Here is a 15,857-nt window from a genome sequence, read left to right as displayed (position 1 = left end):
ATAACATCAGGTTTCTGCAGTGTGCATAATGAATTTTCCCCACCTGAGAAAGCGATTGGTTATGCCTTTATCAAAAAATAACCCGAACATTCACGACCTGCTGGATTTGTTCGTCTCTACTGATGAGAATCAGCCTATCGATGGCAGCCCCGCCGAAAGTGTACTATTTGAACAGCGAATTTTCGTAGATGATCCAGTTAAGTATCAGGCATGTATCGATCGTCTGAATAGGCCACCTGCGCCCAATGCAGCGTTGTGTAAAATCATGATGGCGTCAGATCTATGGGAGGATAAAAAATGATCTCTGCATGTGGTCACTTACCGTTGGTTATCGGCGTAACATTTTTCATGGCACCTAAGGATGAATAATTGATCCGGGTGATTTCTACTTCATAAACTGACCAACTGCATCAAACAGCGTGTCCCATAACTGAACGTCGGGATCTTTTAATACAACCCATCGCCGAAGCCCTGATAGATAACGACGATCTCCAGGTTGAAAAAGCGCTTTATAGCAGGCTCCGTTCCTGCCTGAACCTGCCCGGACCCATCTTGCTGGAGCCCATTCCTGCTCATCTTGTTGCCAGCCTGACGGCCGATGTTCGCCCTGAAAGCGCCCCCGTTTCGAACCTGAACGCACCGGGCTTTGCCGCTACTGCCAGGCGCTGACCAACGTGTTCGCAGGGAAGGGCATCTCGCAGATGTTAAGAAAGAGATACGAGGCTTGCTGTATGACCTGGTGATGTTCTTTGCGGCGGGAATGAAAGCCCCGCGCTGGCTGCGTACGGCCGGGGGAGTGACGCTGTTCAGAGTAAAAAACTGCCGCCCACATTGCAGGCGGCACGGATTATCAGAACAATACCGAGTAATTCAGGCCAAAGGTACGGCCACGACCTTTGTAGGTATAGAGGTTCTCAGCACCGTAGGTGGGGCTGTAGAGGCCCGGTGCGCGCTGTCCCCAGGCGGTGGTGTAATCTTCATCCAGCAGGTTTTCCACACTGAAGCTCAGCTTGCCCACCGGCAGCAGGTAGCTGCCTAACAGATCGACAGTGTTATAGCCGTCAATGTGCTTACCGGCTTCGTCAGAGAGGTCAAACGTCTGCGTGCTTTGCAGGCGCAGCGTCCAGTCGCCCGGAGCCCAGGTTACCCAGGCGCTCATTTTTGATGGGCTGGCGCTGTCTACCGTCAGCTTTTCCCATTTCCCGTCGACGCGGGTTTGCGACCTGATGGCGTTAAAGTTCGCACCGGTACTCCACTCGCTGTCGGTAAAGAAGTAATCCACTTGACCTTCAACACCATAGATGCGGCGCTTATCATCTTCAATATTGATGGTCATGTCGGTCTTGTTGATGTTGATGGTCTTGTCAGAAAGCGAGTAATAGCCAGCAATCTGCGTGCGCAGATTATCGCCGGTGAAACGCCAGCCCAGTTCGTAGGCATCGACTTTGATGCCGTCGAGTTTCGAGTCATTGACGTTTACGCTGTTGACCAGACGATAGTGGCCATTTTGCAGCTGATAGGTACCAGATCCGTAATATTTCGCCAGATCCGGGATCTCAAACCCTTGTGAGAAGTTAAACCACAGCTGCTGACGCTCGGTCAGATGGCCCAGAATCCCGGCATTAAACAGCAGGTTGTTGTAGTCCGTTTTTCCGCCCGGCACGGCGTCTGCGGATGTCGCCTTACCCGTGGCGATGGCCTGCTGCTGACTATAACCAATGAAGTCATCGACCTTATTTTCCGTGTACTGGTAGCGCACCCCAGCGCTCAAAGTGACGGCGGAGATGTCGTAACTGCTCTGCAGGAAGGGGGCGAGGTTTGTGATGCTGTAGCCCGGATAGCGGTCAACGTTCCAGGCGTTGTCGAGCTTCATGCCGCCACTGGCCGCCGCTTTGTTGAGGTCGAAAAATTGCTGGTTGGCATCGAATTCTTCGTGTTCGGCATCGACACCCCACGTCAGGGTCAAATCCTCCAGCGGTTTGCTGTTAACAGTAAGTTTGCCGCCATAGAAGTCGGTTTTTTGCTGCGACGCGCCAATGCTGGTCACCCGGCCGCCGGCCAGGGTCGGGAAGGGGTAAAACGTCAGGCTCTCATCACGATAATAAATCTGTGCGACGAGATCCTGGCCCCAGAAATCGGTGTTGGAATATTGCAGGTTGATCAGGTGGCGCTCGGTGCCGGGGATGCGGTCAGCGTCGAGATTGTTCTTGTTGTACGCGTTGCCGGAACCGGTCACCGCCGAGAAGTTCTCGCCAAGGTACAGGCCATGCTTACCGTCGGATTCGCTTTTGTAATACTGGGTGGTGAGCTGCAGTTGCTGACGATCGTCAATGTTCAGCGTGCCGGTGCCCATCACGTCCAGACGGTCAGAATATTGCAGACCGGTCTGGGTATTATCGATGTTGACCTCGTTGCCTTTGCCGTCATACCAGCCGCCGAAGCGCTGATACGCCACCGACAGACGGCCCGACGCGTTATCGTTTCCGCCGCTGACCGCCGCCGCCACGTTTTCATCATTATCGTTATGGCTGTTGAAGCCGGTTTTGAGGCCGGTCTGAAACTCCGCTTCGGTTTCCGGCTGACCTTTTTTGGTAACGATATTGATTAAGCCGCCGGTACTCCCCCCGCCGTAGAGGGAAGTGGCACCGGAGATGACTTCGACGCGGGCAATGTTAAACGGATCGATGGCGTCCAACTGACGGCTGTCGCTGCGTGAGGAGTTTAAGCGCACGCCGTCAACCATCACCATCATCGAACGCCCGCGCATGTTCATGCCGTAGTTGGTACGCCCCTGACTGCTGACGTCCATTCCGGGAATCAGCTGAGCCAGCACCTCTTTGAACTCTTTCCCGCCCTGAACCTGCTGTTCAATTTCAGCCTGTTCAATAACCCAGGTGGTCTGCGCCATATCAGCAACGCTGTGATTCGCACGGCTGGCGGCCACCACCAGGGTCTCTTCTTTTTGTTCTTCAGCCGATGCATTTGCAGCGAGCATCATTAGTAAACAAGGGCTTAATGCCCAGGAGCAACGGGATTTCATTATTAGGATCGTCCTGATTTATCGAGGTTTCGGCGGCATGGATGCCCCGCATTACGCCAACATCACCTTCGCAGGTGATAGTAATTATCAAGATGATATGAATTATCGTTACCATGTAAATAGTTAATGTTAAAAAATGTTAATGCAATACCATGATTTTTATGTGGTTTTTGGATGGGCAGGGTATCTCTGATTTTCTGTCACCGATCGCTAACTCTTAGGCTGATACAGAAGTGTTCGAGTAACGCTTAATCCGCTATTTGGATATTTTATATATCTAAAGATATGTATGTTGAATATTGATTCATAAATCCTATTGTTAACTTGTTATTGATCGTTAAAATCGATCTATGGTTGGTTTATGTGACTATCTTCACAAAATTAAGCGAGCTTCACGCCCATATTAATAAGCAGGCAAGTTAATTATTAAAAAAGCATTTTTAACTTGCTTATGGAATGTTTCATTTACCCAGTAGAAACTTCTCCTCATGTAAATAGAGCATTGTTAGTCGATATTTTTCATATGGAAAGATGACTTATGCCTACTGAAATTAAAATTGTAGTAACTAATAAATCCTCGAAGCAAAAAGAAATTTTTTTCTTCCAGCAACTTGCAAAATATAACGGGGAGGAGAGCGTTTATTCAAATAGTATTTTGAGTACACTTCTCCCACCTTTTGCAGAATCGGGTAGAAAATACGAATTTGGGGTGAAAGAAATATATTATGCTGGTGTTGTGGAGGTGAAGGAGGAAATCAGTCCGGGTAAACCTTATGGTTTCATGACAGCAAGACAACTTGTTGATCTTACCCCTGCTGCGGGTACTGGTGAAATTAAACCAAACTGCGTTAACGTCAAAACTAATCCGTTGGGTATTGAAGTCGCCAGGATTGCTCCCTTTTAAAAAATGCCGGGTGACGACGGCGGAACTGGCGGAAACGACATTGCCCGCGTCGCGGATTCTGGTGATTGAAAATGAACAGTGTCTGCACCAGCTCCCAGCGTTATCTAACACTATCGCGATTTTAGGGTGTGGCCTTGACGTGCAATGGTTATCCAGCTCAGTTCTGGATGAAAAACACGTTGCCTATTGGGGGGACATGGATAGCTGGGGGCTACTGATGCTGGCGAGAGCCAGGCGCTGTCGTCCGACGCTTGATGTTCTGCTCATGAACCGTGAATTGTTTGAGCAATATGCCAGCTATAGCGCCGTTCCTGAACCGGTAAAAGCGCAGCAAGCAATACCTGATGGCTTGCTTAATGAAGAGATCGATTTTTATCGCTACTTAACCTGCTTACCGCGTGGTCGTCTGGAGCAGGAATTTTTGCCTGCGGGGCTAGTTGAAGAGGCGCTGGTCAGGTGGGGAAAAGAGAACTAAGGAGATCATGCTGGCTGCGGGGGCAGTTTACGCGGTATTTTCTCATGGTTGTCGCAAAAATCGGTGCAGAAATGGATAATGGTTTCGTTATGTGTGGAGTCAGGTCCACACATAACGGTCTGAGGTCCACATATAGTGGATGGAACTCCACACATAACGGTCTGAGGTCCACATATCACGGTCAGAACTCCACACATAACGATTCCATAATGCATGATGCAGAAAAAACCCCATCCCCCTTTGTGTTGAATATCTTCCAAACATACATTTGATATGTTTGAACAATGATTTTTGAGATAATTAAAATTGGTGTATTTTCTAATTGATAGATTCTATTAGTATTTTTGCTATACTTTTGAGATATCGTCATGCACCAGTTGAGATAACTAAACATTATGGCTCAATTTAATCACTTTGAACTCTCGCTTCTGAACCCCAGCTTTGACTCCCCTTTGGTCGACGCGCTGACGGAACTAGAGATCCTCCGGCATCTGCGGCTGGAAACCGACGTTCATCCCATCCTTTTTGCGCAGATGAAGGCCGTTTTCCACATGCTGGAGAGCCTTGGCTCTGCAAGGATTGAAGGAAACCACACTACACTTGCTGACTATGTTGAAAGCAAAGTGGAAGGAACACAAAGTTCGACGGACCAGCTCAAAGAAATTAACAACATTGAAGCCGCGATGGAGTTCATCGATGAATATCTGAGCAATGGCGATGACATAACGGAATATTTTATCCGCGAGTTGCATAGTCTGGCGGTCGCCGGGCTGCAACAGGAAGGCGACAGAACGCCCGGTGCATATCGGCAACATAACGTCAGCATTGCTCAGTCTGACCATTTACCGCCGGACCACATCCGCGTTCCTGATTATATGGCGGAACTGACCGCCTTTATTAACCGTGCCGATAAGCCAAAGTACGATCTGATGAAGATTGCTCTGGTACATCATCGCTTTGGCTGGATACATCCTTTTGGCAACGGTAATGGCAGAACCGTCAGATTGCTGACCTACGCGTTGCTTATAAAGTATGGTTTTAATGTTCAGGCAGGTGGTCGGGTTCTCAATCCGACAGCGGTATTCTGTAACGATCGTGAACGCTATTACGCCATGCTTTCGTTAGCCGATAAGGGAACAGAGCAGGGGCTGGAAGAATGGTGTTTATATGTGCTTTCAGGGATCTCCTCTGAGCTGAAGAAAGTCGATCAACTGACAAATCACGCTTTCCTGAGCGAAAAAATTCTGTATCCGGCTATCGATTTTTCGTCGGAGAGGGGGCTGATAAATCCGCTGGAATCGAAGGTTCTGAAACGTTCTGTTGAGTTAGGAACGATAAAAGCGGGCGACCTACGCGCTGTTTTACCGGACCTGAAGCCGACGCAGGTGACTTATCAGCTTGGTAAGCTGATTGAGCGGGGACTGCTCCAGCCAGTAGAAGAAGGGGCGCGTACCTATACGGCGAAGTTTTCTAATTCGTATCTGATTCGTGGGGTGATTAAGGTTCTTCGGGAAGAAGGGTTTATTCCTGATTTGTGATGTCAAAATATCATTGACTGACAATTTAAGTTTAAGAGCAGACTAAATAGCTGCGCCTAATACCGCTACACTTTTGCCAGCCCATGTTTGCCTCCTGGGAATGGGCTGACGGTTTCCATAAAATGATGAACCTTTTTCAGTAGTTGCCACATTGAACGGCACTGATGATTGCGTGTTATCGTGTCATGAAGCGCCTGCCATAGCTGTTCAACATGATTTACCCATGGCGAGTACACTGGCTGATAAATCAACCTGAACTTCGGATTCTGCTTCAGCCAGCGCGGTGTTTCCCGGCTTTTGTGGATAATATAGTTGTCCACGATGAGCGTTATCGTTTTTGCCCGTCGGTATGTCGCTTTCAGATGCTTTAACAGACTGATAAATAATGCTGAACTTTTACTGTTTCCACCCACATAACTGACTTTACCTGTTCCGCTATGCAGCGCGCCAGCCAGATAATATTTTTCATTCTGTCCCGGCGTGACCACACGTTTTTGCTGTCCGCGTAGCTGCCAGTCCGCACCAATTTTGGGATTAAGATGGATATCCACTTCATCTTCATAAAAGACCGGATGCTCTGCGCTGTATTCGTCCAGGGCTTTATGGATTGCCGCCATCTTTTCATCTTTATGCGGGTCACGGATACGCAGGGTTGGCGCAGCCCTGCGCCACACAAGTCCCGCTGAAGGCAACCAGCGACGTACAGTTCCTGCATGTAACTGGCATCCGGTTATCTCGTTGATTTTTATTGCCAGCAGTTCTGTACTCCAGCGTGAACGCTGGTAGCCAAAATCGCCGGGAGCATGTTTTACCAGCTCACGTAATAACGTGCAGATATGCTCAAACGGCCAGCGACGGGTTCGTCCGGCAGGTAATTATTTCAGCCCTTCAACACCCGACAGCGTGAACCAGTTAATCCAGCGTCCGACGGAGGAACGGGCGCAGCAGAGAGTTCTTGCAACATCGCTGACGCGGTCGCCCCGATGCAGCATCAGCATGGCCGTCAGCCTGCGGGCATAATTTTTATCGTGCGTTTTATGGATTGCTTTCTGCATCAGGCGTCGTTCGTCACGGGGAATTGGTGCTATGATCGGCATCGCTCAGTCCGGTTGGTGATTTGTTTTGATTTGGCGATTGATCAGATCGCACAATCCGGGCTGAGTTCCCTCAAAGTGATCTACTATTCCGCGCAGCTATTTAGGAATGCATATTCGGTATATTAGATAAAGTATTTTTGATATTCATGCTGCTGTCCTTATCCTAATAGTCAGATCATGAGAGTTGTTTATCTGGAAGCTTATTTTAGTTGAGAGAAATATCGACAGATGTTTATATCTCCCTATAAGTAGACGATATTATGTCATGGGCATAAATATCCAGCTTCACGAAGCCAATGTGAATCCTGTTTGACTGTTGAACAACAGTCGGGGATGTATGGGATAATTTCAGCTTGCTTTTTTTCTATCGCATACAAGCAAATATAGCCATCTTTTTTCCCTGATGCTGTCACTGTGGGATCAGCCCCGTTTTTGAGTAGAAATATTGAGAATTCAATATTATTTTTCCAGAGAGCAGTAACTAATGCAGTATCTGTAGGGGCGTGTGCAGTTGCATTAATATCTGCGCCATGTGAGATCAAAAAGTTTGCTATTTCTCTGTGTTTTTCTGTTCCATAGTATGCGGCAACGATTAATGGTGTTTCCTTATATTCTCCAATGGCACTATTGACGTCTGCTTTAGTGGTGCTGACCAAAAAATGGACTGCTTCAGTGTTGGCTCTTCCTACAGCTAAACTTAAGGCCTCATTCCTGTCTGGTAACGTAATTGTTTTGCATTGCTTAACATCATTTAAATTACATTGCGTACTGTTTAGGCATTTTTCACAAAAAAACCATCTGTTTTTTAATTCACGTATCGTTGATGGAAAACTGGCTACAGAACTCAAAGAAAAATTTCTTTTATATTCATATGAATCACACGAACATATGATTGCTGGTAATAAAAAAAATAGTAATAATCTCACTTTATTTAAAATTATCATTACTTCCCTCTCATTTTTGCATCTTCTTGTGCAGCAAGATATGCATCGCCACCAAGTTGTTCCACTGCGAGTTGATAGATACCAGCAGCAGCATAACAATTAGATAATGTATCCTCAAGGCCGGGAATGTCTTTCAAACTTTTATTACATGCTAAAACTATATTTTTTCCTAATTGGGTGTCGCAATATGCTTTATTACTTTCTAACGTACCATAACATATATCATGGGTTCTACAGGCTGGCATAAAGTCAGCACCAAATAAACTATCAGGAACATACCAGTCTGAATCTTTATCACCACAGCCATAACCCCAAGGATTACCATCAGGACGCATCGATACTGGTTTTGCGGCTTCAAAATATTCTGCCATTGATTTTGTTAATTCAGATTGAATACCCGGGGAATTTACAAATGGCCCTAATGCGTTTTGTATATCCAGACCAAGTGAATCAATTTTTTCAATTGGATTTAATGGATATATATATTGATTCCATTCTCCACGCCATCCAATCGGATCCTGAGTAATATACCTCCCCTGCAACGGCTCGAGATACCGGTGACGATTATAGTACAGCCCCGTCTCTTTATCCCACTGTTGTCCTGGCAGCCGGATAAGCTGTTGCAGATGATGCGGATTATCCTCACGCAGCATATTTCCCCACTCGTCATACTCTGCGCTCCACGCGATATTGCCGTCCGTATTAATCAGCGCCAGTGGCAGTCCCCGGTGGTCGCAGTGGTACAGGTGGATTGTCCGCTGCGGCGTGTACTCCGGCTCCACCTGATTTTTCATCTGCTCCACGGTCAGCCCGCACATCGCCAGCCATTGCTGATTTTGTTCGCTTATCTGATTTGTTTTCAGTTCCTGCTCCAGATTATCCAGCATTGCCACCAGCTCCGGCGCAAACGCCATCCCCGCGTCCTGCTGCAGTTTCTCCGCCAGCGTGCGACGGACGGTTCTGCTCAGCTCTGGTGTTGCCGTTTCAATGCGGATTAACGGTGTAAAGCTCCCTGGCTGGTACACCGTCTGGATGCGGGTAGTGCCCGTCTGCGTGGTGGTCAGGCGGTCGCCATCCCAGCCGTACCAGGTCACTTCCGGCTCGGGATCCAGCCACAGATAACTGTCCCCGTTTGAGTCATGCTCCGTCCGGCTTTTCCATACCCGTTTACCAATACGGCGGCCCAGCGGATCATAGGCATAGCGACTCTCCGTCAGGGTGTCTCCCTGCTGCATCAGGCGGTAATGCGTGAGTCGGTGCTGGCCATCATAGCTGTAGTGATGCGTATAGCTGCCGCCATTCCTGACACGTCGCTCATCCTTTTCCGTCAGCCTGCCGTGTTGGTCGTGGTGGTAAAAGTAGTCTGTGTCCAGGGCGATGCGGTTGTCGCGCCAGACCTCCGACAGCATCGGGTATTTATCCCGCTCTGCTATCCGGTTGCCCGCCGGGTCGGTGAGTGCCCACTGCGTAAGCTCATGGTGTGGAGATTTGATGTGCGTGCTGACCAGCCGTCCGGCGTCGCTGTACTGATAATCGCGCTGTTCATGCGGGCCGTTGATTCGGATAAGCTGCCCGGCTTCGTTCCAGGTATAGTCGCGGTTAAGCTGCGGTTTGTTAAAGTGGTAACTCTCTGGTTGCCCGGCGACAGCGTATGCTGTGGTTCTTTCATACTGACCAAAGCTGAGCAGCGTTTCACGGTGCAGGCGGTCGCGGATGAAATCAACCAGCGGTTCGTCACCGAGCTTCATTCCGGCAATATAGCCGGAGCCGTAGGTGAGCCATTCCACCGGCGACAGTTGGTCGGGTGTGGTGATGGTCGCCAGTCCCTTATCGCTGTAGTCCTGCTTTGTTTCATGCTGCCACAGCAGTTCACCGGTTTCCGGGTGATGTACCGTCTGGCGCTCGCTGATGAGGCGGCCCCGGTTATCATGACCGTAATGCACGGCGACGCGCCGTCCGTCACTGAGGTGGCTGATGTCTGTCAGCCAGCCACGTTCGTTGTAGAACCACTGTTCTGCCGGTTCGTCGTTCACGGTTCTGTATGTCAGCCGGTCAGATTCATCGTAATGCCACGCCGTGACAAGGCTTTCATCCTCGCTGCGCACAAGCTGTCCGGTCGCGCTGTAACGGTAACGCTTCACCCTGCCGTCAAAACCGGTTTCCTGCGTCAGCCTGTCCAGCACATCGTAAGTGAATGCCGTATGGCTGCCGTTTTCACTGGTGAGTTGCGTCACCCGGCCTGCGGCGTCGTATTCCATCCGGCGCGTCAGGCCGCCTTGCGTGGTGCTGATAGCGTTGCCCCGGTTATCGTGGGTGGTTTCGCTGCGGCTACCGTCAGGAAAAATGACTGCCGCCAGGTCGCCCGCCACATTGTATTCGTAACGGGTTTCCTGCTCTGCGGTATTCCGCTGGCCGACCAGCCTGCCACGGTTATCATAAGCGCGGTACAGGCTGATACCTTCCTCCTGGTGTGTGGCTGTCAGTTGCCCGAAACGGTCGTATTCATAACGGGTTTCATAGCCAGAGCAGTCGGTGAAGGTCAGCAACTGCCCGTAGCGGCTCCACACCATCTGTTTTTTGCTGCCAGTGGCGTCTTCGGTAGCGCAGGGATGTTCACTGCGCGAGTCAGCATAAAAGTAACGGGTTGTACCGCCGTTGCGCGTCGTTTCGGCAATCAGTCTGCCCAGGTCATCGTATTCCTGCCGGGTTTTCAGCCCGTCCGGGTACAGCGTGCTGGTCAGCTGGCGCTGGCTGTTGTGGTAAAGTTCGGTGCGCCTGCCGTCCGGTGTGATAATTTCTTTCAGCAGGCCGGAGCCGGGACTCAGGCGATATTCCGTTTTACGGCCCGCCGCATCTGTCTGCGCAATAAGCCTGCCTGCGGGGTCATATTCGCTTTGCGTGACACTGCCGTCTGCGCGCTCCAGCTTCACCACCCGCTTCAGTCCACCGTCACCTTCAGTGTGCAGCACTTCACGGCGGTTCAGACTGTCGGTGATGGTGATACTGTTTTTTTTGTATGCATAGGTGTAGCTTAAGCCTGCCGGGTTGTGCTGCGCTGTCACCCGACCTGTGGCATCATAGTGATATGTAGTCTGCGGACGCCCGGTGTGGTGGTGCGCCACCATTCGCCCCGGATGTTTTGCGTCATAAACAAAATCACGCACCACGGTATTGCTGCGGTCGTATACCGCCACCAGTTCGCCACGCGGGGAGTAGGTATAACGCGCCAGCGGTGCAGCAGGCAAATTATCCGGGTATGCCGGGTCACGGGTAAGCCACACTTCTGCCAGGCGAACACCGTCATCTGCGCCGTACTCCGTGGCAGGCAGCACCTCCGGCACCGGGGGCTGTTTTGCGGATGCGGCCTGTTTGCGGACCTGCTCTGCCCGCTGTGCCTGGGTGGTCAGCACCAGCCGGAAGCGGCGACCTGCGCCATCTGTCACCCCGTTGATATCTCCGGCAAAATCGCCTGACACATCCCGGTGAAATGCCAGCGCGTGTCCGAATCTGTCGACAATCCCGGTCAGCACCCGGTACGGCGGTAGCGGGGCGGGCAGTGCTTCATCAGGTTCAGGAACGCGCTCAGACCAGCCGAGTATCCACCACGGCCCCTGTACGCTGTTGGTGGCGAAGTAAATATGTGGACTGGCGCGGAGCGATTCGGGCAGTGACTGCCAGAGAGTATGCAGCGGATTACTTTCATGCAGCGCCGGAACGCCGCCCCGCGCCAGCCAGAACGATTCGCTGCGGCTGAACGCCGTTTCACCGGGAAGCAACGGGTCAAAGTGAATGCTGCGCCCGCCATTGTCATTGAGTATCAGTTCATCTTCACGAATCTGTAAGCGGATATCAAAAGGCGCTTTCCAGCCGGGGCCAAAGATACCCACCGGCGCAGGCGTTTTCGTCCGGTAACTGCTGTAAGAACGAGAGAGCACAAACGGCATCGGGCCGGGCAGGGCAAAATCCGTTTCGCCGGGCTGCACTTTCGCCCCCAGCAATGGGTTGACCGGGTTGCCGGAGGTCATGCCACCGGGGCATACTGAACAGGCGACACCGGTGGGCGCGCCAATCATTACACCCGCCGACCCCTGGATTATCGGGCCACCCTTCAAGGTGCCGTCGCCCTGACGCGCCGCCGGTTTTCCGCTCATATTCCCGTCCTTTTATAAATTTTTATTTTCCTTTAACATACTGCCCTGTTGCTGCGGTGACATTGCTCAGTACTGCCGCATATCCGGCGGCTGGCTGCTGTCTTCCTCCGGTGCTTTCGGCGGATCTTCCGCTACGCCGCAATTCCAGTTAATCATCAGCGCATCGCCGCTGAGGGTCTGGACGCCCTGGAGGTTAATGGCGGTGCCGTTAAGGAATATTTTTCCGTCCTGCGTCAGCACCAGCCGTGCCTGCCCGCAGCGCAGTTCCAGATGTTCCCCGGCGGAATAGACCGCCACCTTTCCTGTGTTTTCGGTTTTGCTTTTGCCCACCGTGAAGGTGACGTTTTCCCCCACGCTGACGTCATAGCCTTTGCCAACCAGCAGGGATTTATAAATACCGACCTGCGAGGACTGCGTCAGCGCCACCGAGGTATTCATCACGCCGCCCACCGTGGTCTGGTACGCCACCCCGACCGTCAGCGCCCGCGCCACGCCCACCGTTTCTGCCTGATTCTGGCCGACGGTAATGCTCTGGTTCTGGCCCACGGTCTCTTTCTGATTCTGTACCACCGTCTGTATCTGGTTCTGCTTCACGGTGATGAGCTGATTGCCGCCGATGGTTTCGCGGTGGTTTGCCGTCACATCGGTGGTGCGGTTATTCAGCACATCGGTATCCATATCCTTCTGCGCATGGATATAAACCTGCTCCTGCCCCGTCGCATCCTCAAAGCGCAGCTCATTAAAACCATCCCCTTTGTAGGTTTTTGAGCGGATGGTCATCTGCGTCTTCGTTCCCGGCAGACTGCCGGGAGAGCGGTTGTCCTGGTGATAGGTGCGTCCCATGATGATGGGCTGGTCAGGGTCACCATTGAGGAAGTCCACGATAACCTCCTGACCCACGCGCGGAATGGCGAGATTGCCGAATCCGGCACCTGCCCATGCCTGCGATACCCGCACCCAGCAGGAGCTGTCCTCATTCCCCGGACAGTAACGGTCCCAGTGAAACCGCACCCGCACCCGGCCATGCTCATCGCAGAAGATTTCCTCTCCCGGCGGCCCCATCACAATTGCGCTCTGCGGACCATCCACCTTCGGTTTCAGCAGGGGCTGCGGTCGCCAGGTCCGGTCAGTGGGGATAACCTCAAACTGGTTATCCAGCGTGGTGCCCGGCCCCTGACTGCCTTTCAGCGCCTGCGGCTGTTTGCCCGTCAGAACGCTGCTGACAACCTGCCATTGCCGGTTAAGCTCTCTGACCGGATGCCCGGTAAGCGTAAAAATGACGCCCGGCCATAATGTCGGTGAATTGCTGACGCAGGAGGCTGTCTCCGCATTGTTGCGCCAGCCCTCCATCTGATAGCGGGCGAAATCCTGCCCATGTTGCTCATCCTTAAATCGTCCCGGATAATCGAAAACTTCATACTGCGTGCGCTGGCCGTTAAGGTGCTCGCCATCGCGTCCGTAATACGCCGGCCATCCCGGCACCTTAAAGGTGTAGTCCTTGGTTTCCACCGAAGAGGGGCGTATCTGCGCCTGGTAACTGAATGTACTGACAGTCAGGGGCAAAAGAGTGGTCGCGGGGTTGGGGTTAAAGGGGATTTCATCCGTGCGGGACAGCCCGGCCATGTCATCGCACAACGTTAATGTTTGCGTGTCGGCAACGTGCCGGTCAAAAAAGAAAATCCCTTCCTCCGACCACAGGCGGATGAGAAACGCCAGGTCGGTCTCGCCATACTGCACGCAAAATTCCCGCGCCGGGTGATCTTCATAAAACAGCGATTCCCAGCCTGTGATACCGTTTTCTTCCAGCAGCGTGGTGGAAATGGTCTGAATATCCTGCTGCTGGAAGATACGGAAATTTTGTCGCAGCCCGGCGCGCCACAGGGGAGGGTTGATGGTCAGGCTGTAGCACATCTGCCAGCCGTTGTACTCTTTCATCCCGAAGCGGGTGACAATGCCGCTGATATGGCGCTGTGGTGTATCTCCCTGCCAGACAGTCAGGGTGGCGTTCTTTTCCAGTACGTTTTCCGCTGCCTGTCCGAAAGCGTCACTGGCGACTTCAATGTCCAGAGTAAACGGGGATGAATAACGCTGTTTCAGCAGAAAGCTCACCACGGCGAAGGTTTTTGACCCCAGACCATCCACGTCCAGTGTGAAACGTAAACCTGTCGACATAAGTGCCTCCCTGAATCAATAAAACGGGGCATTTCCGCAGGCATCGCAACAGGCGTTATCTGGTCTTCTGACTTATCTGCGAATAACCGGGGAAATGATTAGCATCACTGATAAATAATGTCCCATTTAAAAACGACTCCCTGTCCTGTTTTATGATTTCTGTCAATGAATGGTGAATTGTGTTTTATTTTTATTAAAAATGTATTTTATATTTATATCCGTCACATGAATATATGGCCTGTATTATTTTACATCCGGTGAGCTACTGAAATGCTGTCGGGCAGTGGGGAGCATCTTGCCTGCGTTTCTGCCCCCTTGTCGGCGTTCATCAATCGCCGTATCTTTTACTGGCATCTGCAAAATCAGGTGCCGGGATTGGAACCCTGAATGACTTCACTGACGACACGAGGCGCGTCTGCGCTTTTTTTGTGTCGTGCGCTTTGCTACATATCAATGGTGGGGCCGGGCGGGGGCATCGTAAGATGCGCCAGTGTCAGTGAGGCTGGTAGTTCCAACCCTGTCCGGTTCCACCACCCATGAGATTGGAACCTCTGGTGGTGGGCGTAACTCGCTACTCACTGGAGGCTGCCTTACGGCGACAATCCTCAGCCCGACACACCCGTTACTTTCCATCCCTTTCAGCGCCGACACCGATTTTACCGTCCTCGCCACCCCCTGCGACAAACTCGCGCTTGCCCTGGCGGAATGCAACGATCCGGCACTGCGCATGGCATTCTGCGGACGACTGGCCGCTGCGCTCACCCTGCTGAGACCGGGATTATTCGATCCGATCCCACCGCACCACAAAGCGTTCCCTGCAAAATGAGATGGCGGCGGTGCGCTGTATCCTGAAACAGGCCGGGCGTGCAAAACTGGCAGACGGTGACCGGATAAACAACCATTCACTGGGGTTGTCCGGCGCATCCCGTAGCGGTACGAAACGGGCCATCACGCCGGAGCATTACCGACAGGGGCTGGAAACCGCCAGAGTCAGAGAGCCGGGGCTGGCGGCAACGCTGGAACTTGCAAGGCTGATGGGATTACGCTCGCAGGAAGCGGTACAGAGTGCGCAGTCATTAAGAACGTGGAAACAGTCGCTGGAGCGGGAGGAGTCCCGGCTGACTGTGGTATTCGGCACCAAAGACGGCCGTCCGCGTGAAACCGTTATTCTTGATGCTATAGCTGTCAGAAAAGCGCTGGATAATGCGCTGGCGGTGGCAGAAGATCGCCACGGCAGGCTGATCGATAAGCCTGACCTGAAAAGCGCGATGAAATACTGCCACAGCCAGGCGTCGGGTCTTGACTTAACTGGCGCCTATTCCCCACACTCGTTGCGTTATGCGTGGGCGCAGGATGCCATTCGTCATTACCTGGCGCAGGGATTCAGCGAGAAGGAAGCGCTGGCGTTGACGGCAATGGATTTGGGCCACGGCGATGGGCGCGGACGGTATGTGGCGCAGGTTTACGGGCGACAGGAAAAGACTGGTTGATAGCTACTACCTTGAAAAATTGAATTATTGATTGGTTTTCATACAA

General features: G+C 51.9%; 6 protein-coding genes and 4 pseudogenes. 5 read left to right on the top strand and 5 right to left on the bottom strand.

All coding sequences use genetic code 11. The annotated features are described in order from the left end of the window. Nucleotides 1-850 precede the first annotated feature (850 nt). Nucleotides 851-3,040 carry a TonB-dependent siderophore receptor gene (locus M1D91_RS19510; RefSeq protein WP_437433577.1) on the bottom strand — a complete coding sequence of 730 codons (2,190 nt, stop codon included), beginning with the start codon at nt 3,038-3,040 and terminating at the stop codon, nt 851-853. A 538-nt stretch (nt 3,041-3,578) separates the two neighbouring features. On the opposite strand from M1D91_RS19510, the gene M1D91_RS19505 reads away from it, so the two are divergent. The 3 genes and pseudogenes from M1D91_RS19505 (at nt 3,579) to M1D91_RS19495 (ending at nt 5,957) form a co-directional block, all read left to right on the top strand. Further along, the gene (locus M1D91_RS19505) at nt 3,579-3,944 is read left to right on the top strand and encodes a hypothetical protein (protein ID WP_437433576.1); all 366 of its coding nucleotides are present in this window, start codon (nt 3,579-3,581) and stop codon (nt 3,942-3,944) included. Next, nucleotides 3,910-4,419: pseudogene (locus tag M1D91_RS19500) on the top strand (Wadjet anti-phage system protein JetD domain-containing protein); the annotation flags it as partial. The gene M1D91_RS19505 and the pseudogene M1D91_RS19500, both read left to right, overlap by 35 nt. A gap of 395 nt (nt 4,420-4,814) precedes the next feature. Continuing rightward, entirely contained in the window at nt 4,815-5,957 is a 1,143-nt protein-coding gene (locus tag M1D91_RS19495; RefSeq protein ID WP_437433575.1) for a Fic family protein, read from the top strand. A 65-nt stretch (nt 5,958-6,022) separates the two neighbouring features. On the opposite strand, the pseudogene M1D91_RS19490 reads toward M1D91_RS19495, so the two are convergent. The 4 genes and pseudogenes from M1D91_RS19490 to M1D91_RS19475 all read right to left on the bottom strand — a co-directional run bounded on the left by M1D91_RS19490 (nt 6,023) and on the right by M1D91_RS19475 (nt 14,321). Beyond that, a pseudogene (locus tag M1D91_RS19490) lies at nt 6,023-7,054 on the bottom strand (IS630 family transposase). A 263-nt stretch (nt 7,055-7,317) separates the two neighbouring features. Then, on the bottom strand, nt 7,318-7,998 hold the full coding sequence (locus tag M1D91_RS19485; protein ID WP_437433574.1) for an ankyrin repeat domain-containing protein: 681 nt from the start codon (nt 7,996-7,998) through the stop codon (nt 7,318-7,320). Continuing rightward, nucleotides 7,998-12,149, bottom strand: a complete 4,152-nt coding sequence (locus M1D91_RS19480) for an RHS element core protein (protein WP_437433573.1) — start codon at nt 12,147-12,149, stop codon at nt 7,998-8,000. The genes M1D91_RS19485 and M1D91_RS19480 overlap by 1 nt, the downstream gene beginning before the upstream one ends. A 66-nt stretch (nt 12,150-12,215) precedes the next feature. Then, entirely contained in the window at nt 12,216-14,321 is a 2,106-nt protein-coding gene (locus M1D91_RS19475) for a type VI secretion system Vgr family protein (protein ID WP_437433572.1), read from the bottom strand. Between the two features lie 541 nt (nt 14,322-14,862). Here M1D91_RS19475 and M1D91_RS19470 point away from each other — a divergent pair. Both M1D91_RS19470 and M1D91_RS19465 read left to right on the top strand, forming a co-directional pair. Further along, a pseudogene (locus M1D91_RS19470) lies at nt 14,863-15,123 on the top strand (hypothetical protein); the annotation flags it as partial. A 1-nt stretch (nt 15,124) separates the two neighbouring features. Next, nucleotides 15,125-15,811: pseudogene (locus M1D91_RS19465) on the top strand (integrase domain-containing protein); the annotation flags it as partial. Between the last annotated feature and the right edge of the window lie 46 nt (nt 15,812-15,857).

It is taken from the genome of Enterobacter sp. SA197 (genome assembly GCF_054131575.1).
Note: the sequence above shows the minus strand (reverse complement) of the source record. Positions and strands in the feature narration are given on the sequence as shown.